Source organism: Streptomyces yerevanensis (genome assembly GCF_000716805.1).
Lineage (GTDB): Bacteria > Actinomycetota > Actinomycetes > Streptomycetales > Streptomycetaceae > Streptomyces > Streptomyces flaveus.
Genome location: NZ_JNWJ01000018.1, coordinates 104,219 through 126,424, shown reverse-complemented (window position 1 = coordinate 126,424; position 22,206 = coordinate 104,219). Strand labels below are relative to the sequence as shown.

Below are 22,206 nucleotides of genomic sequence, written 5' to 3'. Positions count from 1 at the left end.
TTCGTAGGACAAGCGTTCCCGTCGGGGGCCTCAGTGGGCCTGATCGAGGCGGCCTTGCCAAGGTCCGGTGCGGTACCGCGCCCCAGGGAGGCCGCAGGCCTCTCAGGGGCGCGGGGCTGTGTCGATATGCGGCTCCGCCGCGATGGGGGTCCCCCCGCTCGAGCCTGTTCGAGAGTGGGGGAGCGACCAGCCACGATGGACCCGCAGCTTCGAACGGCATTTCCAGCGGAGCCAGGCTCCTCAGCGGTCCGGCTCTGGGTCCTTGAGCCAATTGATGAGTTCGGTCGAGAACGCTGCGGGGTCCTCCTCGTGCGGAAAGTGCCCCAGCCCGTCGAACAGCCGCCAGCGGTACGGCGCTTCGACGTACTCCCCGGAGCCCGCCGCGCTGCGCGTGCGCATCACCGGATCGAGCGAGCCGTGCAGATGCAGCGTCGGCACCCGCACCGGCCGCTTCATCCGACGGTTGAACTGGATGCCGTCCGGCCGCGCCAGCGAGCGCACCATCCAGCGGTACGGCTCGACCGAGCAGTGCGCCGTCGAGGGGATGCGCATCGCCTGCTGGTACATCTCCACGGCCTCGTCGTCCGGCAGCCGCGGCCCGGACCAGTCCCGTACGAGACGGCCTACCAGGGCGCCCTCATCGGCGACGAGTTGGCGCTCCGGGATCCAGGGCCGTTGAAAGCCCCAGATGTACGAGCCCGCCTTGGTCTGCCTCATGTCCGTGAGCATCGCCGAGCGCCATCGCCGGGGATGCGGCATCGAGGCCACCGCGAGCCGGCGCACCAGCTTGGGGCGCATCACGGCCGCCGTCCACGCCAGATAGCCGCCGAGGTCATGCCCGACCAGGGCCGCGTCGGGCTCGCCGAGGGACCGTACGACCCCGGTGATGTCCAGCGCGAGGTTCGCCGGGTCGTAGCCGCGCGGCGTACGGTCACTGCCGCCGACGCCTCGCAGGTCCATCGCGACCGCGCGGAAGCCCGCGTCGGCGAGTGCGACCAGCTGATGCCGCCAGGTCCACCAGAACTGCGGAAAGCCGTGCAGCAGCAGGACCAGCGGCCCGTCGCCCATCTCGGCGATGTGGAAACGCGCGCCGTTGGCGGCGACGTCCCGGTGACGCACCTCTTTCCCGCCGGGCACGTCGAGCCGTACGACCGAGGTGGATGGCGCCGAGGGTGATTGCCCCGCAGGGATGGAGGAGCCCGTCATGAGGACGAGCGTGCCACAGCCTTGACGCCCTCACCGACCGGTTCGGCCCGCGGGTGCGGCTTCGCGTTCTGCAGGACGGCTGCGGTCTCCTTGACCGAGGCCGCGGTCTTCTGCGGCCCCTTGCCCTTCTTGGCCTTCTTCGCGAAGACGACGCCGATCAGGGCGAGTACGCCCGCGACCAGCACGTTCGCGGCGAACGACAGCAGGAAGCAGACGGCGAGGTTCCAGTCGCTCCAGGTGCGGATCCCGTACGCCAGCGCGAAGCTCAGCATCGGCAGGGAGAAGATCAGTACCGCCCCGGCCGCCGCGAACGCGCCGCCGCCCACCGCACCGCGCTTGACGTCGCGCTTGAGCTGGGCCTTCGCCAGCGCGATCTCGTCGTGCACCAGCGCGGACATCTCGGTCGTCGCCGAGGCGAACAGCTGGCCGATGCTGCGTTCGGCGCCGACCGGGCTGCCGTCGGGTGCGCTCATCGCGTACTCCCTGTTCTCTTGGGACGTTCACTTGGACCCTGGGGCTCTTCGGCTCCTGGGCGTTTTGCGTGCGTGTCAGATCATGCCGGACCGTCGTTCTCCTCGCTTGCCCCGGCCGTCACTTCGGCAAGCCTGCGATGTTCGGCGGCCTTCCGCTCGTAGATGTCGGCCATCCGCAGGTGGTACTCCGGGTTGTCCTGCTCGTAGACGTCGGGGATGCCGTCGAGGTCCTCGTCCAGCTCCTCGGCCTCCCAGAGCTTGCGGTACTTGGCGTTCCGTATCTTCAGCAGGGTCCCCGCCAGGACGGCCGCGATCAGCGAGCCCGTCAGGACGGCGGCCTTGACCTCGTCGGTGAGGACCTCGTCGCCCTCGAAGGCGAGCTCGCCGATGAGCAGCGAGACGGTGAAGCCGATGCCCGCGAGGGAGGACACCGCGAAGACGTCCGGCCAGGCCAGTTCCTCGGAGAGCTCCGCCCTGGTGAAGCGGGCCGTCAGCCACGTACCGCCGAAGATGCCGACCGCCTTGCCGACGACAAGACCGAGCACGACACCCAGCGTCTCCGGCCGCGTGAACACCTCTCCGATCGCGCCGCCCGACACCGCGACCCCCGCGCTGAACAGGGCGAACAGCGGCACGGCGAGGCCCGCCGACAAGGGACGTACGAGATGCTCGATGCGCTCGCCGGGCGAGTGCTCCTCGCCCTCCCGCCTGGTGCAGCGCAGCATCAGGCCCATCGCGACACCGGCGATGGTGGCGTGGATGCCGCTGTTGTACATCAGCCCCCAGATGACCAGGGCGAGCGGGACGTACACGTACCAGCCGCGTATGCCCTTCCTGAGCAGCAGCCAGAAGACGGCGAGGCTGACGACGGCGCCGCCCAGGGCCGCGAAGTTCAGGTCGTCGGTGAAGAACACCGCGATGATCAGAATCGCGAAGAGATCGTCGACGACCGCGAGGGTGAGCAGGAAGGCGCGCAGGGCGCTCGGCAGGGACGTACCGATGACGGCGAGGACGGCGAGCGCGAAGGCGATGTCGGTCGCGGTCGGCACGGCCCAGCCGGCGAGCGAGCCCCCGCCGGTGGCGCTGACCAGCGTGTAGACGAGCGCGGGCACAGCCATGCCGCAGAGCGCGGCGACGACCGGGAGTACGGCGGCCCTGGGGTCCTTGAGATCACCGGCGACCAGCTCGCGCTTGAGCTCGATACCGGCGACGAAGAAGAAGACCGCGAGCAGTCCGTCGGCGGCCCAGTGCCCGATGGAGAGGTCGAGGCCGAGCGAGGCGGGCCCGAGGTGGAAGTCGCGGACCGACTCGTAACTCTCCTTCAGCCCGCTGTTCGCCCAGATCAGCGCGGCGATCGCGGCGAGGAGCAGGAGCACGCCGCCGACGGTTTCGGTGCGCAGGGCTTCCGCGACGAAGTTCCGCTCGGGGAGCGAAAGCCGTCCGAGGACCTTGCGGTCTTTGCTGGGGGCGGGTGCGGGCGCGGGCACGTGGGTTCGACCTCCGGTCGGTAGGCAGGGCAGAGCACATGCCGACCAGACTTCCCGGCGCACCTCAGGCTTCTTGTCGAGTTGTTGACGCTTTCCTTAGCTTACGTAAGAAGGGCACCCGGTGTGTCGCCGGGTGCCCTTCTCGTCGTACGTAGGGCTGTCAGTCCTCGCTGGCCGCCGACGGGAGCTTCGTCTGGATCAGCTCCATCACCGTGGAGTCGGTGAGCGTGGTGACGTCACCGAGCTCGCGGTTCTCGGCGACGTCGCGCAGCAGACGGCGCATGATCTTGCCGGAGCGGGTCTTGGGCAGCTCGGCCACCGGCAGGATCCGCTTGGGCTTCGCGATCGGGCCGAGGGCCTTGCTGACGTGGGCGCGCAGCTCGCCCACCAGGTCCGCAGTTTCCGCGGCCGAGCCGCGCAGGATCACGAAGGCCACGATCGCCTGGCCGGTGGTCTCGTCCGCCGCGCCCACGACCGCCGCCTCGGCGACGGAGGGGTGCGAGACGAGCGCCGACTCGACCTCGGTGGTGGAGATGTTGTGCCCGGACACGAGCATCACGTCGTCGACCCGGCCGAGCAGCCAGATGTCGCCGTCCTCGTCCTTCTTCGCACCGTCACCAGCGAAGTACCTGCCCTCGAAGCGCGACCAGTACGTGTCGAGGAACCGCTGGTCATCGCCCCAGATGGTGCGCAGCATCGACGGCCACGGCTCGGTGAGGACGAGATAGCCGCCGCCTCCGTCCGGCACTTCGTTCGCCTCGTCGTCGACGACCGTCGCGGAGATGCCGGGCAGCGCGCGCTGCGCGGAGCCGGGCTTGGCCTCCGTCACGCCCGGCAGCGGCGAGATCATCATCGAGCCGGTCTCGGTCTGCCACCAGGTGTCCACGACCGGGCACTTGTCGGCGCCGATGTGTTTGCGGTACCAGATCCACGCCTCGGGGTTGATCGGCTCGCCCACCGACCCCAGCACGCGAAGGCTGGACAGGTCGAACTTCGCGGGGATGTCGTCGCCCCACTTCATGAACATGCGGATCACGGTGGGCGCGGTGTAGAGGATCGTCACGCCGTACTTCTGGATGATCTCCCAGAAGCGGCCCTGGTGCGGGGTGTCCGGCGTGCCCTCGTACATCACCTGCGTCGCGCCGTTCGCGAGCGGTCCGTACGTGATGTACGAGTGGCCCGTCACCCAGCCGATGTCGGCCGTGCACCAGTAGACGTCGGTCTCCGGCTTGAGGTCGAAGACGGCGTGGTGGGTGTACGCGGCCTGGGTGAGGTAGCCGCCGGAGGTGTGCAGGATGCCCTTCGGCTTACCCGTCGTCCCCGAGGTGTAGAGGATGAACAGCGGCTGCTCGGCGTCGAACGCCTCGGGCGTGTGCTCCGCGGACTGCTTCTGCGTGATCTCGTGCCACCAGATGTCGCGGCCCTCGGTCCAGTCGACCTCCTGGCCCGTACGGCGCACGACGAGGACCTTGTCGACGCCGTCGACCCGCGCGACCGCCTCGTCGACGGCGGGCTTGAGCGCGGAGGGCTTGCCGCGGCGGTAGCCGCCGTCCGCGGTGATGACCAGCTTCGCGCTGGCGTCCTCGATACGGGTGGCGATGGCGTCGGCCGAGAAGCCGCCGAAGACGACCGAGTGCGCGGCGCCGATGCGGGCGCAAGCCAGCATCGCGACGACGGCTTCGGGAATCATCGGCAGGTAGATGGCGACCCGGTCGCCCTTCTCAACTCCGATCTCCGTAAGGGCGTTGGCGGCCCTGGAGACCTCGTCTTTCAACTCGGCGTAGGTGATGGCCTTGCTGTCGCCGGGCTCGCCCTCGAAGTGGATCGCGACCCGGTCGCCGTGCCCGGCCTCCACATGGCGGTCGACGCAGTTGTACGCGACGTTCAGCTTTCCGTCCGCGAACCATTTGGCGAAGGGCGGATTCGACCAGTCCAGCGTCTCGGTCGGCTCGGTGGCCCAGGTCAGCCGGCGCGCCTGCTCGGCCCAGAAACCGAGCCGGTCAGCCTTGGCCTGCTCGTACGCCTCCGCTGTGACGTTGGCGTTCGCGGCCAGGTCGGCGGGCGGCGCGAACCTGCGCTCCTCACGAAGCAGGTTGGCCAGGCTTTCGTTGCTCACGACATCTCCCTTTCCCAGGGTGTCCGTTGTGTCCCAGGCCAGCTCATCAGACGCGGACCCCTGGTGACAAGGGCCGTCGCCGAAATTGGTTTAGACCTATTGGGGCGGTGGTGGTCGGCGGTGGTGGCCCCGCGCACAGGGGGCCACACGTTTTCACGGACGGGGGAGGTGTGCGGTTCAGGCTCGCGGGTGGCGGGAGCCTGGTGGGGGTGGGCGTTTGCGGGCGGTCAAGGGCTGTTTGCGGGGTGGGGTGAGGTTCCGACGTCGTGCAGGGCGCTCGCCTCGACCCGGTCGAACACCATGCCGCCGGGCTCCGGCCCGGGTTCGGACCGGTCGCCGGGCGCCTCCTCGGTGTCGGGGGTGTCGGGCGCGTCCGTGAGCAGATACGCCTGGGCCTCGCCCACGTGGAAGTACATCCCGTGCAGTTCGAGCGCGCCCTCCCGCAGAGCTCGGGCCACGGACTCGTGCGCCCGCAGATGCTCCAACTGCTGCACCACGTTGGTCAGGCAGAGCTGCTCGACGGCGTCGGCGGGCGCCCGCCCGGCGATCCGCGCCCGGGGCTCGTCCTTCACGGCCGCCCTCTCCAGACTCGGCAACCCATGCCGCAGCCATCGCTTCAACGGCGTCCGGGCGCCGGTGGGTTCGCTGTGCAGCAGCGCCTGCATCGCCCCGCATCCGGAGTGCCCGCACACGGTGATGGATCTAACCTTCAGCACCTCCACCGCGTACTCGATCGCGGCCGCCACCGAGTCGTCCCCGCTCTCCTCGCCGGGCAGCGGCACGAGATTGCCGACATTGCGTACGACGAAGAGATCGCCGGGGCCGCTGGAGGTGATCATCGACGTGACCAGCCGGGAGTCGGCGCAGGTCAGAAAGAGCTGCGAGGGCTGCTGCCCCTCCCGCGCGAGCCGGGCCAGCTCGCCGCGCACCAGGGGAGCGGTGTTGCGCTGGAACGCGCTGATGCCGCTGGCCAGTTCGCCGGCACCCCCGTCCGGCGGCGCGGTCCGTGACGGCTGCTCGCACTGGTGGTTGCGCCAGGGCGTCCAGGGCCGGCAGTGGCAGTGGGCGGCGCCCGCGGGCTCGGTGATCCGCGCGCCTGACCGCCCGGTCAGCTCCACCGATCCGCCCTGCGTGATGTGCGAACTCTGCCAGTCGTGCAGCGACTCGTACGCCGCGTGGTCCATGAACGAGCCGTCCAACTCCACGACGGCATCCGCTCCTTGGGGCACCAGATGCAGCGCCCGGCTGAGCCGCGGCACGGCGAGAAACGTCAACTGCCCGCGTACCCGCACATGGTGGACGCCGTCCTGGTCCTCCTCGTGGGTGATGCGCGTACGGGTCAGCCGGTGCAGCGCCACGGCCACCGCCACGGCGACGCCGATCCCCACGCCTTCGAGGACGCCGAGGAACACCACGCCCACCGTCGTGGCCGCGTACACCGGGACCTCGCGATGGCGGGTGACGGTGCGGATGTGGTTGAGCGACACCATCTGTACGCCGATGGCCGCCACCAGCGCGGCGAGCGCGGCCAGCGGGATCAGGTCCAGTACGGGCACCAGCAGCAGCGCGGCGACCACGATCCACAGGCCGTGCAGCATCGTGGAGTTGCGGCTCACAGCGCCTGTACGGACGTTGGCCGCGCTGCGCACCGCGACACCGGTGACGGGCAGTCCGCCCAGCGTCCCGGAGACGATGTTCGCCACGCCCTGGCCGCGCAGCTCCCGGTCGAGGTCCGCGCGCGGGATGCGCGGCCCCTGCTTGCGGGCGGCGGCCAACTTGTCCACGGCCACCGCGGAGAGCAGCGACTCCACGCTGCCGACCAGCGCGATGGTCAGCACGGCCGCGGCGATGCCCAGGACGGGCCCTTCGGGCAGCCCGGCGAGGGCGTGGCTGTTCCAGGAGGGCAGATCGACCCGGGGCAGCCGCAGCCCGGCGACCGCTGCTACGGCCGTGGCCCCCGCGACCGCGGCGAGCGCCGCCGGTACCGTACGGACAACTCGCCCCGCCCGCCCGGGAATGCGCGGCCACAGCAGCAGTACGGCCAGCGTCAGGGCGCTCGTCGACAGCGCCGCCAGATGCGGCTCGGCCAACTGGGCGGGCAGCTCGCGGACGTTGTCGACGACGGAGCTGTGCGGTGAGCCGCCGAGCACGATGTGCAACTGGGCGACGGCGATGGTGATGCCGATGCCGGCCAGCATGCCGTGCACGATCGCGGGGCTCACGGCGAGCGCTGAGCGCGCCACCCGCAGGAAGCCCAGGCCGAGCTGGGCGAGCCCGGCGAGCACGGTGATGGCGCAGGTCGTACGCCAGCCGTACTGCTGGATGAGGTCGGCTGTGACCACCGTGAGCCCGGCAGCGGGCCCGCTCACCTGGAGCGGCGCGCCACCGAGCCGACCGACCAGGATTCCGCCGACCGCGGCGGCGACGAGGCCTGCCTGCAGCGGCGCCCCGGTCGCCAGAGCGATGCCGAGGGACAGCGGCAGCGCGATCAGAAAGACGGTGATCGAGGCGGACAGATCGGCGGCGGCGATCCGAGGACCGCGGCAGGGCGAGGGCGGGCTGTGCGGCCGCCCGTCGTCGGGCAGATGCGAAGAGTCGTCGGTTCGGGTGGGGGTGCAGGCAGACATGTCGTTCCCGTCTCCTCCGGGGCTACGCGGTCGCTAGGAGTGCGGCCGTGAGGCACGGCGTTACAGCGCCGAGGTTTATCAACGCTCGGTAAATGAATGGTAATGGAGAGTAAAGGCTCGATGGGAAAAACTGGCGCAAATGGGTTAGTGAATCACTCTGGCGAGTTAATGAGCACATTCATCGGCTTGTCGCATTAATTCCTTCGGATCTCCGTGCGACCTTGGCGGCGCTGTCGGTGCTCGCCCGGGTTTCCCGGGTCTGAAGGAAGTAGGTGGGCGGATGATGGGCGCCACCCAGAGAATCGCCATGGGCTTCATGGCCGCCGCGGTCTGCGCGGCGGCGCTCGCGGGTTGTGCGACCGGTGACGCCGGCGCGAAGAAGACGGCGGGCGCCCCGGTGCCCAAGAGAGCCGAGGCAGGCGCCCCGGTGCCCAAGAGCGCGCTCCGCCTGATCGGCGACGGCTCCACCGCCTTCACCGGGACGCAGCCGCATCTGCCCCGCCCCGAGCGGCTGAGGCCCGGTCAGAAACCGCCGCAGTTCGTGGTGTTCTCGTGGGACGGCGCGGGCGAGGACAGCCAGAAGCTGTTCTCCCACTTCCGCAAGGTGGCCAGGGACAACAAGGCGACGATGACGTACTTCCTCAGCGGCGTGTACCTGCTGCCCGACGAGAAACGCGACCTCTACCGTCCCCCACGGCGCTCACCCGGCCGCTCCGACATCGGCTTCAATGACGAGCGGGGCGTGAGGGACACGGTGGAGCAGCTGCGCGGCGCCTGGCTCGAGGGCAACGAGATCGGCACCCACTTCAACGGCCACTTCTGCGGCAGCGGCGGCGTCGGCGACTGGTCGGCCGAGGACTGGAAGAGCGAGATCGACCAGGCCAAGTCGTTCGTGAAGTCCTGGAAGACCAACACGGGCACAAGGCAGGCCTCCCCGCTGCCCTTCGACTACGACAAGGAACTGATCGGCGCCCGCACACCATGCCTGGAGGGCCGGGAGAACTTCCTGTACGCGGCCCGCGAGATGGGCTTCCGCTACGACACCAGCGGCGTCAACAACCAGGTCTGGCCCAAGAAGGAGCAGGGCCTGTGGGATCTGTCGATGCAGCTCGTGCCGGTTCCGGGACGCGCCTTCGAGACGCTCGCCATGGACTACAACTTCATGGTCAACCAGTCGGGCACCACGTCCCAGGGCGACCGGGCCAAGCACGAGTACTGGGGCAATCAGATGCGTGACGGCCTGCTCAGTGGCTTCGACCGCGCCTACCACGGCAACCGCGCGCCCCTGATCATCGGCAACCACTTCGAGTCCTGGAACGGCGGCACCTATATGCGCGCCATCGAGGAGACCATCGAGCGCGTCTGCACCCAGCGCGAGGTGCGCTGCGTCTCCTTCCGGCAGCTCGCCGACTGGCTCGACGCCCAGGACCCGCAGACACTGGCCAAGCTCCGCACGCTCAAGGTCGGCCAGGCCCCGACGCAGGGCTGGACGTCATTCCTCTCCGCCCGGTCCGCTCCGGCCTCGAAGAGCGTCCCGGGCGCCCCGGCGGCCAAGCCGTAGCGCCCGGTCGGCCAGGCCAAGCCGTCACGCCGTGGCGGTCTCGGCCTCACGCAGCACAAAGGCGGGGTCGATCTGGGCGGCCAGGTCGGCCCCCGTCCGCTCGTTGCCCCAGGACTGCGCGTTCTTCAGGTGGAAGTGCACCATCTGGCGCGTGTAGCGCTCCCAGTCGCGCAGCTCGTACGTGGCGTCCGCGGCAGCCTGAAGGACCTGCAGGGCGCGGCGGTTGGCGTCCTCCAGGTGCTCGAAGCGGGGCGGGCGGCCCTTCTCCATGGCGCGCACCCAGTCCGAGTGCCCGACCGTCACCAGGAGGTCGTCACCGACTTCGGCGCGGAGGAAGTCGATGTCGTCCTGGCCCTGCACCTTGTTGCCGACGACCTTCAGGGTGACGCCGAAGTCGCGCGCGTACTCCTTGTACTGGCGGTAGACGGAGACCCCCTTCCGGGTCGGCTCGGCGACGAGGAACGTGATGTCGAAGCGGGTGAACATGCCGGACGCGAAGGAGTCCGAGCCCGCCGTCATGTCGACGACGATGTACTCGCTCTGGCCGTCGACGAGATGATTCAGGCAGAGCTCCACTGCACCGGTCTTGGAGTGGTAGCAGGCCACTCCCAAATCGGCCTCGGTGAACGGGCCGGTGACCATCAAACGGACGGCGCCGCCGTCGAGTTCCACGGCTCGCGCACAGGCGTCGTACACCGGATTGTTCTCGACCACCCGCAGCAGCCGGGAGCCCTCGCCGGGCGGTGTCGTCTTGATCATCGTCTCGGTGGAGGCGATACGCGGATTGGAGCCGCGCAGGTAGTCCTTGATCAGCGGAAGACGGTCGCCCATCGCGGGCAGTGTGGCGGCATCCGCCTCGTCGAGTCCGAGCGCGGGCCCGAGGTGCTGGTTGATGTCGGCGTCGACCGCGACGACCGGCGATCCCGTGGTCGCGAGGTGACGGATGAAGAGCGAGGACAGGGTGGTCTTGCCACTGCCGCCCTTCCCAACGAAAGCAATTTTCATGTTCAGTAAGCCTAGTGGTCAGATCGCACTGGGTCGCCGCCAAACGTGAAGAAGACCACTCCTTCGTGGGGATGGTCACAGTGGTGCGTAGGGTCGTACTCATGAGTACGACAGGTGCGAACGCCGACCCGCTCGCGGCCCTGGGCTCGCTGCCCGGCGTCGCCGAATCCGTGGAGTCCGTGCGCAAGGCCGTGGACCGGGTGTATGGGCACCGCATCATGCGGCGCCGCAGCAACGAGGTCACCTCCGAGGCCGCGCTGCGCGGCGCGCGCGGCTCCGCCGCGCTGTCCGGCGCCGACTGGGCCCTCGAAGAGGTGCGCCGACGCACCGACTTCAGCGGTGACGACGAGGCCCGGGTGGTGGGCGCGGCCCTCCGGCTGACCGCCGAGGCGGGCCAACTCCTGTCCGTCTGGCGGCAGTCGCCCCTTCGGGTACTGGCGCGGCTGCACCTGGTGGCGGCCGCGGACAAGGGGGAGGAGGTCGGGCGGCCACGTCAGGACGGCGAACCCGTCGACGAGCCGCTGATCGAACTGCCGCTGCCCGACGCGGCCGAGGTCGAGGGCCGTCTCGACGGTCTCGCGCAGCTGGTCATCGCGGGCAGCTCCGCCCCCGCCCTGGTGACCGCCGCCGTGGTGCACGGCGAACTCCTCGCCCTGCGCCCCTTCGTCTCCCACAACGGCCTGGTCGCACGCGCGGCCGAACGCATCGTCCTGGTCGGCAGTGGCCTCGACCCGAAATCCGTCTGCCCGGCCGAGGTAGGCCAAGCGGAACAGGGTCGCGCGGCCTATCTGGCAGCCTTCGAAGGCTACGTCTCCGGCACCCCGGAGGGCATGGCGACCTGGATCGCCCACTGTGGCAAGGCGGTTGGGCTGGGCGCGCGGGAGTCGACGGCGGTGTGCGAGGCGCTGCAGCGCGGGGCGGCGTGACGTCCGGCCTTCTCGGTGGAGGCTGCTGCCTCGGGGCTTGGAAATGAGCCTCTCAGGAGGGCGAAAAACTCCCTGAACAGGGTTGCGGCGGTACGAGAGTTCGTACCGCCGCTGGCATGTTCACCGGGTTACCAAGCGTCCTCGAGATATTGCCCATCAGGTCGGAACTTTGCCCGTCTCCTGGTGCGGCTGGCCCGTAATCGACGGGTCGACGTCGCGTGGGTGCCCAGTGTTCATGCTCGGTCCGTGGGGCCTCGGTTGCGGTTAAAGGTGATCCTTTCGGATGTTCCTTGGTCTCGCGGGCCGTTAACTTCTTTGTACTCCTGGACCGGAGGAAGCGGAAGCCCTTGCTGCGCTTCTTTACTTTTGGGAGCAAAGAGGAGTGAATCGGTCGCCCGTATCGCCATGGGCCGTTCGGCAGGCTCAGCCCACCACCGAGCGGCGCCGGTTCGCGTACCAGACCAGGCCCGCGGTGGCCGCCGCCGCGCCTATCGCCGCTGCCGCGACCAGGGCCGGCCGGGGCGGCACGGACAGCCGCTGCTTGAGTCGCACCGGATGGTGGAAGTCGAGTATGGGCCACGCGCGCGTGGTGGCCTCGCGGCGCAGCGCGCGGTCGGGATTGACGGCGTGGGGATGGCCGACGGCTTCGAGCATCGGTATGTCGGTCGCCGAGTCGCTGTAGGCGTAGCAGCGCGAGAGGTCGTACCCCTCGGAGGCGGCCAGCTCCTTGATCGCCTCGGCCTTCGTCGGACCGTACGCGTAGTACTCCACATCGCCCGTGAAGCAGCCGTCGTCGCCCACGACCATGCGGGTCGCCACCACCCGGTCGGCGCCGAGCAGTTCACCGATCGGCTCGACGACCTCCGTTCCCGACGTGGAGACGATCACGACGTCGCGGCCGGCGAGGTGGTGCTCCTCGATGAGGGACGCCGCCTCGTCGTAGATGATCGGGTCGATCAGGTCATGAAGCGTCTCGGCGACGATCTCCTTGACCTGCTGGACGTTCCAGCCGCGGCACAGCGCGGACAGGTACTCGCGCATCCGCTCCATCTGGTCGTGGTCGGCGCCGCCCGCGAGGAAGACAAACTGGGCATATGCGGTACGCAACACAGCCCGGCGGTTGATCAGTCCACCTTGGTAGAACGACTTGCTGAACGTGAGCGTGCTCGACTTCGCAATGACCGTCTTGTCCAGATCAAAGAAGGCCGCTGTGCGGGGCAAGGAGTGGTTTTCCACGAGCCCGAGCATAGGCGCCCACCATTCGGCGTAAGGTGAGGCGTGTGGGTTTGCCTGAGAGGGCTCTCGGGTACACCATGGAAGTCACGGATCGTTCGCGACCGTGCTAACCCGGTCCGGCTCCTCCCCCCCCGAGTCGGCCGTGGGGACGACCCCCGCTCTCCCCCCCGGCGGGGGTCGTCGCATGTCCGGATGGGTTTTCTCCTTTCCTTCACTGAGCGCCGGGCCCTTTGTGTGGGCTTCGGTGCTTCTACGCGCGTACGCATGATCCGTCACCGTGTGTAGTCGTCACGCTGCTCTGTGGAAGTCGTACAGGGGTCACCGGTATGGGTGAACGCGATATTCACAGCCATCGAGTTGTCCACAGTTATCGAGCAAGATCCACACGATTTCCGGGATCGCTGCACCGTGATTCCAGCGCGTGCCGCCGGGTGCGAGTTCATGGCCGGTTCGGTTTGTCCGGCGGCTATGGCCGGTTCGTATCGGCGGTCCATATGGAGGACCGGTTGCCGGTTCTTGTGCGCGGGCGGGATTCGCGGGGCCGCGGGGGCTTCGCGAGGAAGCAGCGAAGGGGATGGAGATCGTGGCGGGAGCCATCACACACGACCGGCCGTCGGCCGCCGAGGGGCGGCAGGGCAGGCCGTTGATCGTCACGGAAGACGTGGAACTGCTGGACGACCTGCTACGGCTGTGTGCCGCGGCGGGCGCCAGGCCCGAGGTCCACCACGGAGTGCCGGAGCGCGGAGGCGGCTGGGAGACGGCGCCCTTGGTGCTGGTCGGCGATGATGCCGCGCGACGGGTGCGCGGAGCCGTGCGCAGGCGCGGAGTGGTGCTGGTAGGGCGGGATCAGGACGATTCGGGGGTGTGGCAGCGGGCCGTGGAGATCGGCGCCGACCATGTTCTGCTGCTGCCCGATGGCGAACAATGGCTGGTCGATCGGATCGCCGACGTGGCCGAAGGAGTCGGCCCGCCCGCGCTCACCGTCGGCGTGATCGGCGGCCGCGGCGGGGCCGGTTCCTCCACGCTCGCCTGCGCGCTCGCGGTCACCTCGGCGCGCGAGGGGCGGCGCACACTGCTCGTGGACGCGGATCCGCTGGGCGGCGGACTCGACGTACTCCTCGGCGGCGAGACGGCCGAGGGCCTGCGCTGGCCGGCCTTCGCCGCCTCGCGCGGCCGGGTCGGCGGCGGCGCCCTGGAGGAGTCGCTGCCCGAGCTGCACGCCTTGCGTGTCCTCAGCTGGGACCGCGGTGACTGCGTCGCCATCGCCCCCGAGGCCGTGCGGGCGGTGCTGGCCGCGGCCCGGCGGCGGGGCGGCACGGTGGTCGTGGACCTGCCGCGCCGGATCGACGAAGGGGTCGCGGAGGTTCTCGCCCAGCTGGACCTCGGGCTCCTCGTGGTCCCCGCCGAGCTGCGCGCCGTCGCGGCGGCAGGACGGGTGGCGTCCGTGATCGGCATGGTCCTGCGCGATCTACGAGTCGCGGTACGAGGGCCGTACGCACCCGGCCTGGACGACAAGGAGGTGGCCCGACTGCTCGGGCTGCCCCTGGCGGGCGAGGTCCCCGTGGAGACGGGGCTGCCGGTGGCCCAGGAACGCGGGGCCCCGCCCGGAGCAGACGCGCGGGGGCCGCTTGCCCGCTTCTGCTCGGCGTTCTGGGAGCGGGCCGCGGTTGCGGGAGGGGGCGTATGAGCGGGGGCACACGCGTGCGCGCCGGAGGGCTCGGTGGACGTACGAGCGTGGGATTGCCTGTGGACGCGAGGCTGACGGGCGGGCGTACGGGCGTGGGTCGGCCCGCCGATGGGGAGCTGCTGGACGGGGTGCGGCAGTGGCTGGCCGAAAGTGGGGCCGAGCCGACTCCGGCGCGCGTGGCGCAGGCCTTGCGGGATCAGGGGCGGGTGCTGGGGGACGCCGAAGTGCTCGGCGCCGCCGAGCGGTTGCGCTCCGAGCTGGTCGGGACCGGCCCGCTGGAGCCGTTGCTCGCCGATCCCTCGGTGACCGATGTGCTGGTCTCGGCACCTGACCGGGTGTGGGTGGACCGGGGCGGCGGCCTGGAGCTGACGGCCGTTTCCTTTCCGGACGCGGCGGCCGTACGACGGCTCGCGCAGCGCCTCGCGGCCGTGGCCGGGCGTCGGCTCGACGACGCGCACCCCTGGGTCGACGCGCGGCTTCCGGACGGTACGCGTCTGCATGCGGTGCTGCCACCGGTCGCGGTCGGCTCGACGTGCCTGTCGCTGCGGGTCGTGCGGCCTCGGGCGTTCACACTCGACGAACTGGTGGCGGCGGGGACCGTACCCCCTGGCGGCGACCGGGTGCTGCGGGCGCTGCTCGACGCCCGGCTGTCGTTCCTGATCAGTGGCGGTACGGGCAGCGGAAAGACGACGCTCCTGAGTGCTCTGCTGGGGCTGATTGGACCGGGTGAGCGGATCGTGCTCGCCGAGGACTCGGCGGAGCTGCGCCCTGACCATCCCCATGTCGTACGCCTGGAATCCCGACCCGCCAATCAGGAGGGCGCCGGACTCGTCACGCTCCAGGACCTGGTGCGCCAGGCCCTGCGGATGCGGCCGGACCGGTTGGTCGTCGGCGAGGTGCGCGGGCCCGAAGTCGTCCATCTGCTGGCCGCGCTGAACACCGGCCACAACGGCGGTGGCACCGTCCACGCGAACGCCGCGTCATTGGTGCCCGCCCGCTTGGAAGCGCTGGGCACGGCGGCGGGGCTCGACCGGGCCGCCCTGCACAGCCAGGTGGCGGCTGCCCTTTCGGTGGTGCTCCATCTCGTACGCGACCGGGCCGGGCGGCGGCGGATCGCCGAGGTGCACGTGCTGGAGCGGGACCCGGCGGGGCTCGTGGTGACGGTGCCGGCGCTGCGCTGGGGCGCGGAGGCCTTCGCGTACGAGCGGGGTTGGGAGCGGCTGCGGGGGCTGCTCGGTGAGAGGAGTGAGGGCTTGTGACGGGGGTCGGTGAGGTGTCGGTGGGTGCAGCAATGGTGTGTGCCGGAGCGGCGGCCTGGCTGATGAGTGGCCAAGGGCCAGGGGCCCGGCGGGCGCAACTGCTGTGTGCAGGTGGCGGGTTGGCGGGGGCCGGACCGCCGACGTGGGAGCGAAGGGCGCGGGAGCGGGTCGCGCCGGCTGTGGAGTGGCTACGGCGGCTGCATCGGCTTCGGGGCGAGTGGTGGTCGCTGGTCGCCGGATCGGTGATCGCCCTTCTGGGGGCGTCCGTGGTGCCGCTCGTCGTGGGCGCACTCGGGGTGCCGCTGGTGAGGCGAGCTCGGTGGGCCGGTCAGGCGCGGCGTACGCGGGAGCGGTGGGCCGATGCGGTGATCGCGTTGTGCGGGGCGCTCGCGGGGGAGGTGCGCGCCGGGCGGCAGCCGGGTGAGGCGCTGCTGCGCGCCGCTCGTGACTCGGGCGGGCTCGGCGATGCGCAGGCGGTGGTGCTGGCGGCGGCGCGGTTCGGCGGGGACGTGCCCGGCGCGCTCACTGATACGGCACGGCGGCCGGGCGCCGAGGGACTGCTGGGCCTCGCCGCGTGCTGGCGGGTCGCCGTGGACCGGGGGGCCGGACTCGCGGCAGGGCTCGACCGACTGGAGGCGGCGTTGCGCGCGGAACGGGATCAACGTGCCGATCTGCGCGCCCAGCTGGCGGGGGCGCGGTCGACGGCGGTGCTGCTCGCGGGCTTGCCCCTGCTGGGCCTGCTCCTCGGCACCGCGCTCGGCGCCGATCCGCTGCACGTCGTGCTGCACACCGGCGCCGGCCTCGGCTGTCTGCTGGTCGGCGGGGCGCTGGAGGGCGTCGGGCTGTGGTGGGCGCTGCGGATCGTACGGAAGGCGGAGGCGGGATGAGTACGGAGGTTGTCCACAGGCTGGGGGTGGCCCTGTGCCTGGTGGCGGGGATGTGGTCGCTGGTGTGTGCCCTGGGGGCGGCGCGGCGGGAGCGGAGGGTGCGCAGACGGCTGGGAGCGGTGCTGGTCGTGGCACCGATGCCCACCGGACGACGCTTCGACGTGCGGACCTCGATGCGGAAGTGGCTGCCGGTGGCGGGCGCCGTCAGCGCCTGCTGGGTGTTCGTCGGCGGAGTTTCCGGGATCGTCGTGGGGCTCGTGGCCGGGTTCGGAGTGAGGAGGTGGCAGCGAAGGCCTACGCCGGCGGAGGAGTCCGACTCGGGACTGGCCGAGCGGCAACTGCCGCTTGCCGCCGATCTGTTGGCGGCCTGCATCGTGGCCGGCGCCAGTCCCGTGGCGGCGGCTCAGGCGGTGGGGGAGGCGCTGGAAGGGCCTGTGGGAGAACGGCTCGCACGGGGCGCGGCCGAGGTGCGGCTCGGCGGTGAACCGGCCGAGGCGTGGCGGGGGTTGGCCGCGCTGTCCGGCGCCCGGGCACTGGCCCGGCTGCTGGAGCGGGCGGGTGAGTCGGGCGTACCGGCGGCGAGTCCCGTCGGGCGGCTCGCCGCGGAGGCCCGCGCGGAGTGGGGACGTACCGCCACCACTCGTGCGCGGCGGGCGGCCGTCATGGTCACCGCGCCTGTGGGGCTGTGTTTCCTGCCCGCGTTCATCGCCATCGGGGTGCTGCCTGTGGTCATCGGGCTGGCAGGCGGGGTGTTGGGAGGCGGTGGATGACGGGCGAGACGTGATGAGGGGCGAGCGATGAACGGAACGGGTCCAGCGGGGCTGGACGAAGTGAATGAGTCGAACTCGTCGAACGAGTCGACAGAGCGGATCTACACGGGGGTTCGAATGAGCAAGGCAATGCGGGTACGAGTGCGGGCCGGCAGGGTGCAGGCGCTGATGGGCAGGACGTGGGAGCTGCCGACGGCCTGGGCGGTGCGGAGGGCTTCGGCGGCGCGGAGGGATGCCGGAATGGTGACCTCCGAGTACGCGATGGGGCTGATCGCGGCAGTGGGCTTCGCCGCGCTGCTCTACGAGGTGCTGACCAGCGGGCAGGTCAAGGGGGCTCTGCAGGACATTGTGGAGCGAGCGCTCAATGGCCAGTTCTGAGGAGCGGGCGGCCCGTCCGGTACTGGGCCGGGGTCTGGGCCCGCGTATGGCCGGGGACCGAGGGTTCGTGACGGCGGAGGCGGCCATGGTGCTGCCCGTGCTGGTCGCGTTCGCGATGGCACTGGTCTGGGCCCTGATGGCCGTGTCCGCGCAGATCCAGTGCGTGGACGCGGCCCGGGCGGGGGCACGTGCGGCGGCCCGTCAGGACCCACCGGGCACGGTGACGACGGTGGCCCGGCAGACGGCGCCGAGCGGGGCGCAGGTCACGGTTCGGCGCGAGGGCGACCTGGTGCGCGTACGGGTCACGGCGAACCCTCCGGGCCCCGACGCGCTGACCCTCGACCTGGAGCACGAGGCCGTGGCCCTGGCCGAGGAGACGGTGGGGGCGGGCGGATGACGAGGGGAAGCGAGCGATGGTGGGGTTCGCGCAGGAGAGCGTTCGCTTCGGATCGGGGCTCGGCGACCGTCTCGGCGGTGGGCGTGATCGCGGTGCTGTGCGTCTTCTTCGGCGTCATCCTCGCGATGAGCCAAGCGGTTATGACCCGTCACCACGCGGGTGGTGCCGCTGACTTGGCGGCGATCGCGGCGGCGGACCACTGGATGGAGGGCGGTACGGCGGCCTGCGCCCGGGCGGACCGGGTGGCGCGGGCGCAGGGCACCCGCATCGTGCGGTGTGCTGTCTACGGCGAGATCTCGGACGTCAGGGTCGCGGCGGGGCGAGGGCCGTTCACCGCGGAGGTCAGGTCTCGGGCGGGACCGGCAGGGCCGGTGCCTCCGGCGGGGCCCGAGGGGGTGACAGCGCCGCCGCACCCCGCGGGCGAAGCCGCCAAGCCCGCAGAGGGGGTGCACCGATAGAGGGGCTGGCGTGGAGCCGGTGGAGGGTCGGCTTTGCACGGAGGCCGGGAGGAGCCGACCTCGCACCCGGGAGTGAGGCAGGCTCCGCACCGGGGGTGACGCCATGGCGGGCACCCCCGTAGAGCCCGGCAGCCTCCCGCCGGCCCACGTGCCCAGCTTGGGCCGGCGGCCGGAAGCCGACACTCTCGCCGCCCACCCCTCCGCCCCGATCTACCCCTCCGCCCCCTCACCTCCGGCTCCCGCCCCTGAGGCGGCCCCGGTCTCCCGTCCCTCCGGCGTCCCCCGCAGCAGAACCGTCAGCAATCGCACAGCCCCCCGCTTGTGCAGTGGGTCGTTGCCGTTGCCGCATTTGGGGGACTGGATGCAGGACGGGCAGCCGGCCTCGCACTCGCAGGAGGCGATGGCCTGGCGGGTGGCCGTGAGCCACTCGCGAGCCGTGTGGAAGGCGCGCTCGGCGAAGCCCGCCCCGCCGGGGTGGCCGTCGTACACGAAGACCGTCGGGAGGAGGGTGTCGGGATGCAGGGGGATGGAGACGCCGCCGATGTCCCAGCGGTCGCAGGTGGCGAACAGCGGGAGCATGCCGATCGACGCGTGCTCGGCGGCGTGCAGGGCGCCGCCGAGGATCTCCGGGGTCACGCGGGCGGCGTCGAGCTGGTCCTCGGTGACCGTCCACCACACGGCGCGTGTGCGGAGCGTACGAGGAGGGAGGTCGAGTTTCGTCTCGCCGAGCACTTCGCCGGTGATGACACGACGACGCAGGAAGGAGACGACTTGGTTGGTGACCTCCACGGAGCCGTAGCACAACCGGCCCTCGCCCCAGGGGACTTCGACGTCCGTTTCCAGGACGGAGATGGCCGTGGTGTCGCGGGCGACCGTCGAATACGGCGGGTTGGCCTCCTCGACGAGGGCTACCGAGTCCTCGAGGTCCAGTTCCTTCACCAGGTACGTACGGCCCTGGTGAAGGTGGACCGCCCCGTCGTGGACGCTGGTGTGCGCAGCGCCGGCGTCGACCGTGCCCAGCAGTCGGCCCGAACCGGCCTCGACGACCTGTACCGGATTGCCGCCCCCGCCACGGATGTCCGTGAGGTCGGCGGCCCGTTCCCGGCGTGTCCAGTGCCATGCCTTCGTACGGCGACGCAGCAGCTTCGCGGCTTCCAGCTGCGGAAGCAGATCGGCGGCGGCCGGGCCGAAGAGCGGCAGGTCCTCGTCCGTCAGAGGCAGTTCGGCGGCGGCGGCGCACAGGTGGGGCGCGAGGACGTACGGGTTGTCGGGGTCTAGGACGGTGGACTCCACCGGCTGGTCGAACAGGGCCTCCGGGTGGTGGACGAGGAACGTGTCCAGTGGGTCGTCGCGGGCGACCAGGATCGCGAGGGCGCCCTGCCCGGAGCGTCCCGCGCGGCCCGCCTGCTGCCACAGTGAGGCCCTCGTGCCGGGATAGCCGGCGATGACGACGGCGTCCAGACCGGAGACGTCGATGCCGAGTTCGAGGGCGGTGGTGGCGGCGAGGCCGAGGAGTTCGCCGGAGTGGAGGGCTTGCTCGAGGGCGCGGCGTTCCTCGGGGAGGTAGCCGCCGCGGTACGCGGCCACGCGCCGGGCCAGGGAGCGGTCGATCTCGGCGAGCCGTTCCTGGGCGATCACCGAGATCAGCTCGGCGCCCCGGCGGGAGCGTACGAAGGCGACCGAGCGGACGCCCTGCACGGTCAGGTCGGTGAGGAGGTCCGCGGTCTCGGCGGTGGCGGTACGGCGGACGGGGGCTCCCTTCTCGCCGTGGAGTTCGGTGAGCGGGGGCTCCCAGAGTGCGAACACCAGTTCGCCGCGCGGTGAGGCGTCGTCCGCGACCTCGACGACCGGCAGGCCGGTCAGCCGGCGAGCGGCCACCGACGGCTCGGCGGCGGTCGCTGAGGCCAGCAGGAAGACGGGCGAGGAGCCGTACCGCGCACACAGGCGACGCAGCCGGCGCAGTACCTGGGCGACGTGCGAGCCGAAGACGCCTCGGTAGGTGTGGCACTCGTCGATGACGACATAGCGCAGGGCGCGCAGGAAGGAGGACCAGCGGGGGTGGGAGGGCAGTATCCCGCGGTGCAGCATGTCGGGGTTGGTCAGGACGTAGTTGGCGTACTGGCGTACCCACTCGCGTTCCTCGACGGGAGTGTCCCCGTCGTAGACGGCGGGACGCACCGCGTTGCCGAGAGGATGTGAAATTTCCTTCACGGCTCGGCACTGGTCCGCCGCGAGGGCCTTGGTCGGGGCGAGGTAGAGGGCGGTCGTGCCACGGCCGTTCGCGGCCTCGGAGCCGTCGAGCAGACGCGACAGCACCGGGACGAGATACGCCAGCGACTTGCCCGAGGCGGTGCCTGTGGCGACGATCACGGAGTCGCCGTCCAGGGCGTGCTCGGCGGCTTGTGCCTGGTGGGCCCAGGGGTGCTCGATGCCCGTGGCCTGCACCGCCGCGATGACCTCGGAGCGGATCCGGTCGGGCCAGACGGCATGGCGGCCCTCGCGCGGGGGCAAGTGCTCCGTATGAGTGATGCGCGAAGCCCGGCTCGGCCCCGAGGCGAGCCGGTTCAGAACCGTGCTCGGAGCGGGTCGGGATGCGGTGTCCGTCGAGGGTCGATCGGACCGGGGATTCTTGGCCATCGGCATCGAGTGTGTCACTGGCGTGACGGACAATGGGCCTAAGGCGTCGTGCACGCCTGCCGGTAAGTGATTGAATGCCATCGCGGCTGGCGAACAGTCCCGGGGGCTCCGCCGAGGTGTCCCGAGGGGCGACCGCTCGATAGCAAGGTGCTGGAGGATCCGTGGACCTGTCCCTGTCGACACGTACCGTCGGCGATCGTACGGTCGTCGAAGTCGGTGGCGAAATCGATGTATATACCGCGCCCAAGCTGCGCGAGCAGCTGGTCGAGCTGGTGAACGACGGCAGTTTTCATCTTGTCGTCGACATGGAGGGCGTGGACTTCCTCGACTCCACCGGGCTCGGCGTGCTGGTAGGCGGCCTGAAGCGGGTGCGCGCCCACGAGGGCTCGCTGCGACTGGTCTGCAACCAGGAGCGCATTCTGAAGATCTTCCGCATCACCGGCCTCACCAAGGTGTTCCCGATTCACACCTCGGTCGAGGAGGCGGTAGCGGCCACGGACTGAGCGGTCCTCGGTCGTGACCGAGCGGCCCTTGGCCGAAGGCCGGTTCCGGGCCGTGGTCCGGGACGGAAGAAAGTCAACGAGGGGGGGTCGGGCTCGGCGGCCCGGCCCCCTGACAGCACGCCCGTAGTTCCGAGGGGGATGCATGGCCACCGTTGAACTCCGCTTCAGCGCGCTGCCCGAGCACGTCAGGACCGCCCGACTGGTGGCGGCAGCGGTGGCGCGCAGGTCCGGAGTGGACGAGGCCGTCCTCGACGAGGTCAGGCTCGCCGTCGGCGAAGCCTGTACGCGGGCCGTCGGACTGCACCAGAGCGGCGGTATCTCGGCGCCGGTGCGGGTGCTGCTGATCGAGGAGGAGAAGCAGTTCTCCATCGAGGTCGGCGACGAGGCGCCGCATACGGCCCCCGGCGAGGTGCCGGGAGCCCATGGCGGAGCCGACGAGTCGGACGCGGAGACCGAGGAGGACGAGATGGGCCTCGCGGTCATCAGCGGCCTCGTCGACGACGTGGAGGTCACCGCCGGTGAGAACGGCGGACTGATCAGGATGAGCTGGCCAACCACGCCGCCGGCCACGCTCGTCCCCTGACCCCTCACCC

19 protein-coding genes are annotated in these 22,206 nt (G+C 70.8%); 11 read left to right on the top strand and 8 right to left on the bottom strand.

Annotation, left to right across the window (positions count from 1 at the left end):
- Nucleotides 1–240: 240 nt before the first annotated feature.
- The 5 genes from OP79_RS20635 to OP79_RS20615 all read right to left on the bottom strand — a co-directional run bounded on the left by OP79_RS20635 (nt 241) and on the right by OP79_RS20615 (nt 7,909).
- Nucleotides 241–1,206: an alpha/beta fold hydrolase gene (locus tag OP79_RS20635; protein WP_033321750.1), complete on the bottom strand. Its 966-nt coding sequence runs from the start codon at nt 1,204–1,206 to the stop codon at nt 241–243.
- Nucleotides 1,203–1,679: a phage holin family protein gene (locus tag OP79_RS20630; RefSeq protein WP_033321749.1), complete on the bottom strand. Its 477-nt coding sequence runs from the start codon at nt 1,677–1,679 to the stop codon at nt 1,203–1,205. Before OP79_RS20630 ends, OP79_RS20635 begins: the two co-directional genes overlap by 4 nt.
- An 80-nt stretch (nt 1,680–1,759) precedes the next feature.
- Nucleotides 1,760–3,166: a Na+/H+ antiporter NhaA gene (gene nhaA / locus OP79_RS20625; RefSeq protein WP_033321748.1), complete on the bottom strand. Its 1,407-nt coding sequence runs from the start codon at nt 3,164–3,166 to the stop codon at nt 1,760–1,762.
- Nucleotides 3,167–3,326: 160 nt separating this feature from the next.
- Nucleotides 3,327–5,324 carry an acetate--CoA ligase gene (gene acs / locus OP79_RS20620; protein WP_078491908.1) on the bottom strand — a complete coding sequence of 666 codons (1,998 nt, stop codon included), beginning with the start codon at nt 5,322–5,324 and terminating at the stop codon, nt 3,327–3,329.
- 185 nt (nt 5,325–5,509) lie between these two features.
- On the bottom strand, nt 5,510–7,909 hold the full coding sequence (locus OP79_RS20615) for a SulP family inorganic anion transporter (RefSeq protein WP_078491907.1): 2,400 nt from the start codon (nt 7,907–7,909) through the stop codon (nt 5,510–5,512).
- Nucleotides 7,910–8,192: 283 nt separating this feature from the next.
- Here OP79_RS20615 and OP79_RS20610 point away from each other — a divergent pair, with 283 nt between their 5' ends.
- The gene (locus tag OP79_RS20610) at nt 8,193–9,470 is read left to right on the top strand and encodes a polysaccharide deacetylase family protein (protein ID WP_033321781.1); all 1,278 of its coding nucleotides are present in this window, start codon (nt 8,193–8,195) and stop codon (nt 9,468–9,470) included.
- 24 nt (nt 9,471–9,494) lie between these two features.
- Here OP79_RS20610 and OP79_RS20605 read toward each other — a convergent pair whose 3' ends face one another.
- Nucleotides 9,495–10,475 (bottom strand): ATP-binding protein, encoded by a 981-nt coding sequence (locus OP79_RS20605; protein ID WP_033321746.1) that lies wholly within the window; start codon nt 10,473–10,475, stop codon nt 9,495–9,497.
- Nucleotides 10,476–10,576: 101 nt separating this feature from the next.
- Between OP79_RS20605 and OP79_RS20600 the strand changes: the two genes are divergently transcribed.
- The gene (locus OP79_RS20600) at nt 10,577–11,401 is read left to right on the top strand and encodes a Fic family protein (RefSeq protein ID WP_033321780.1); all 825 of its coding nucleotides are present in this window, start codon (nt 10,577–10,579) and stop codon (nt 11,399–11,401) included.
- 423 nt (nt 11,402–11,824) lie between these two features.
- Here OP79_RS20600 and OP79_RS20595 read toward each other — a convergent pair whose 3' ends face one another.
- Nucleotides 11,825–12,649 carry an HAD family hydrolase gene (locus tag OP79_RS20595; RefSeq protein ID WP_033321745.1) on the bottom strand — a complete coding sequence of 275 codons (825 nt, stop codon included), beginning with the start codon at nt 12,647–12,649 and terminating at the stop codon, nt 11,825–11,827.
- Nucleotides 12,650–13,220: 571 nt separating this feature from the next.
- Here OP79_RS20595 and ssd point away from each other — a divergent pair.
- The 7 genes from ssd (at nt 13,221) to OP79_RS20560 (ending at nt 18,473) form a co-directional block, all read left to right on the top strand.
- Nucleotides 13,221–14,324 (top strand): septum site-determining protein Ssd, encoded by a 1,104-nt coding sequence (gene ssd / locus OP79_RS20590; protein ID WP_033321779.1) that lies wholly within the window; start codon nt 13,221–13,223, stop codon nt 14,322–14,324.
- Nucleotides 14,321–15,583 carry a TadA family conjugal transfer-associated ATPase gene (locus tag OP79_RS20585; RefSeq protein WP_245685397.1) on the top strand — a complete coding sequence of 421 codons (1,263 nt, stop codon included), beginning with the start codon at nt 14,321–14,323 and terminating at the stop codon, nt 15,581–15,583. The genes ssd and OP79_RS20585 overlap by 4 nt, the downstream gene beginning before the upstream one ends.
- Before the next feature lie 32 nt (nt 15,584–15,615).
- Nucleotides 15,616–16,470, top strand: a complete 855-nt coding sequence (locus OP79_RS20580) for a type II secretion system F family protein (protein WP_051744787.1) — start codon at nt 15,616–15,618, stop codon at nt 16,468–16,470.
- Nucleotides 16,467–17,240 (top strand): type II secretion system F family protein, encoded by a 774-nt coding sequence (locus tag OP79_RS20575; RefSeq protein WP_033321743.1) that lies wholly within the window; start codon nt 16,467–16,469, stop codon nt 17,238–17,240. The genes OP79_RS20580 and OP79_RS20575 overlap by 4 nt, the downstream gene beginning before the upstream one ends.
- A gap of 117 nt (nt 17,241–17,357) precedes the next feature.
- A complete protein-coding gene (locus tag OP79_RS20570) occupies nt 17,358–17,618 on the top strand; it encodes a DUF4244 domain-containing protein (protein WP_245685396.1) in 261 nt (86 codons plus the stop codon).
- Complete coding sequence (locus tag OP79_RS20565; RefSeq protein WP_033321742.1) at nt 17,605–18,015, top strand: TadE family type IV pilus minor pilin; 411 nt, start codon at nt 17,605–17,607, stop codon at nt 18,013–18,015. Before OP79_RS20570 ends, OP79_RS20565 begins: the two co-directional genes overlap by 14 nt.
- Nucleotides 18,012–18,473: an Rv3654c family TadE-like protein gene (locus OP79_RS20560; protein WP_078491905.1), complete on the top strand. Its 462-nt coding sequence runs from the start codon at nt 18,012–18,014 to the stop codon at nt 18,471–18,473. The genes OP79_RS20565 and OP79_RS20560 overlap by 4 nt, the downstream gene beginning before the upstream one ends.
- A 210-nt stretch (nt 18,474–18,683) precedes the next feature.
- Here the strand turns inward: OP79_RS20560 and OP79_RS20555 are convergent, their stop codons facing one another.
- Entirely contained in the window at nt 18,684–21,191 is a 2,508-nt protein-coding gene (locus OP79_RS20555) for a DEAD/DEAH box helicase (RefSeq protein ID WP_078491904.1), read from the bottom strand.
- 80 nt (nt 21,192–21,271) lie between these two features.
- Between OP79_RS20555 and bldG the strand changes: the two genes are divergently transcribed.
- Nucleotides 21,272–21,613: an anti-sigma factor antagonist BldG gene (bldG, locus tag OP79_RS20550; protein WP_003975386.1), complete on the top strand. Its 342-nt coding sequence runs from the start codon at nt 21,272–21,274 to the stop codon at nt 21,611–21,613.
- A gap of 142 nt (nt 21,614–21,755) precedes the next feature.
- The gene (locus OP79_RS20545; RefSeq protein ID WP_033321741.1) at nt 21,756–22,196 is read left to right on the top strand and encodes an ATP-binding protein; all 441 of its coding nucleotides are present in this window, start codon (nt 21,756–21,758) and stop codon (nt 22,194–22,196) included.
- Nucleotides 22,197–22,206: the final 10 nt, after the last annotated feature.

Bases quoted from the DNA above. Each gene is read 5' to 3' on its own strand.
- OP79_RS20575 (WP_033321743.1), top strand. From the start codon at position 16,467: ATGAGTACGGAGGTTGTCCACAGGCTGGGGGTGGCCCTGTGCCTGGTG.
- OP79_RS20570 (WP_245685396.1), top strand. From the start codon at position 17,358: ATGAGCAAGGCAATGCGGGTACGAGTGCGGGCCGGCAGGGTGCAGGCG.
- OP79_RS20580 (WP_051744787.1), top strand. From the start codon at position 15,616: ATGGTGTGTGCCGGAGCGGCGGCCTGGCTGATGAGTGGCCAAGGGCCA.
- OP79_RS20585 (WP_245685397.1), top strand. From the start codon at position 14,321: ATGAGCGGGGGCACACGCGTGCGCGCCGGAGGGCTCGGTGGACGTACG.
- OP79_RS20610 (WP_033321781.1), top strand. From the start codon at position 8,193: ATGGGCGCCACCCAGAGAATCGCCATGGGCTTCATGGCCGCCGCGGTC.
- OP79_RS20560 (WP_078491905.1), top strand. From the start codon at position 18,012: ATGACGAGGGGAAGCGAGCGATGGTGGGGTTCGCGCAGGAGAGCGTTC.
- OP79_RS20630 (WP_033321749.1), bottom strand. From the start codon at position 1,679: ATGAGCGCACCCGACGGCAGCCCGGTCGGCGCCGAACGCAGCATCGGC.
- OP79_RS20605 (WP_033321746.1), bottom strand. From the start codon at position 10,475: ATGAAAATTGCTTTCGTTGGGAAGGGCGGCAGTGGCAAGACCACCCTG.
- OP79_RS20635 (WP_033321750.1), bottom strand. From the start codon at position 1,206: ATGACGGGCTCCTCCATCCCTGCGGGGCAATCACCCTCGGCGCCATCC.
- OP79_RS20615 (WP_078491907.1), bottom strand. From the start codon at position 7,909: ATGTCTGCCTGCACCCCCACCCGAACCGACGACTCTTCGCATCTGCCC.
- OP79_RS20555 (WP_078491904.1), bottom strand. From the start codon at position 21,191: ATGGCATTCAATCACTTACCGGCAGGCGTGCACGACGCCTTAGGCCCA.
- OP79_RS20565 (WP_033321742.1), top strand. From the start codon at position 17,605: ATGGCCAGTTCTGAGGAGCGGGCGGCCCGTCCGGTACTGGGCCGGGGT.
- OP79_RS20545 (WP_033321741.1), top strand. From the start codon at position 21,756: ATGGCCACCGTTGAACTCCGCTTCAGCGCGCTGCCCGAGCACGTCAGG.
- OP79_RS20595 (WP_033321745.1), bottom strand. From the start codon at position 12,649: ATGCTCGGGCTCGTGGAAAACCACTCCTTGCCCCGCACAGCGGCCTTC.
- OP79_RS20600 (WP_033321780.1), top strand. From the start codon at position 10,577: ATGAGTACGACAGGTGCGAACGCCGACCCGCTCGCGGCCCTGGGCTCG.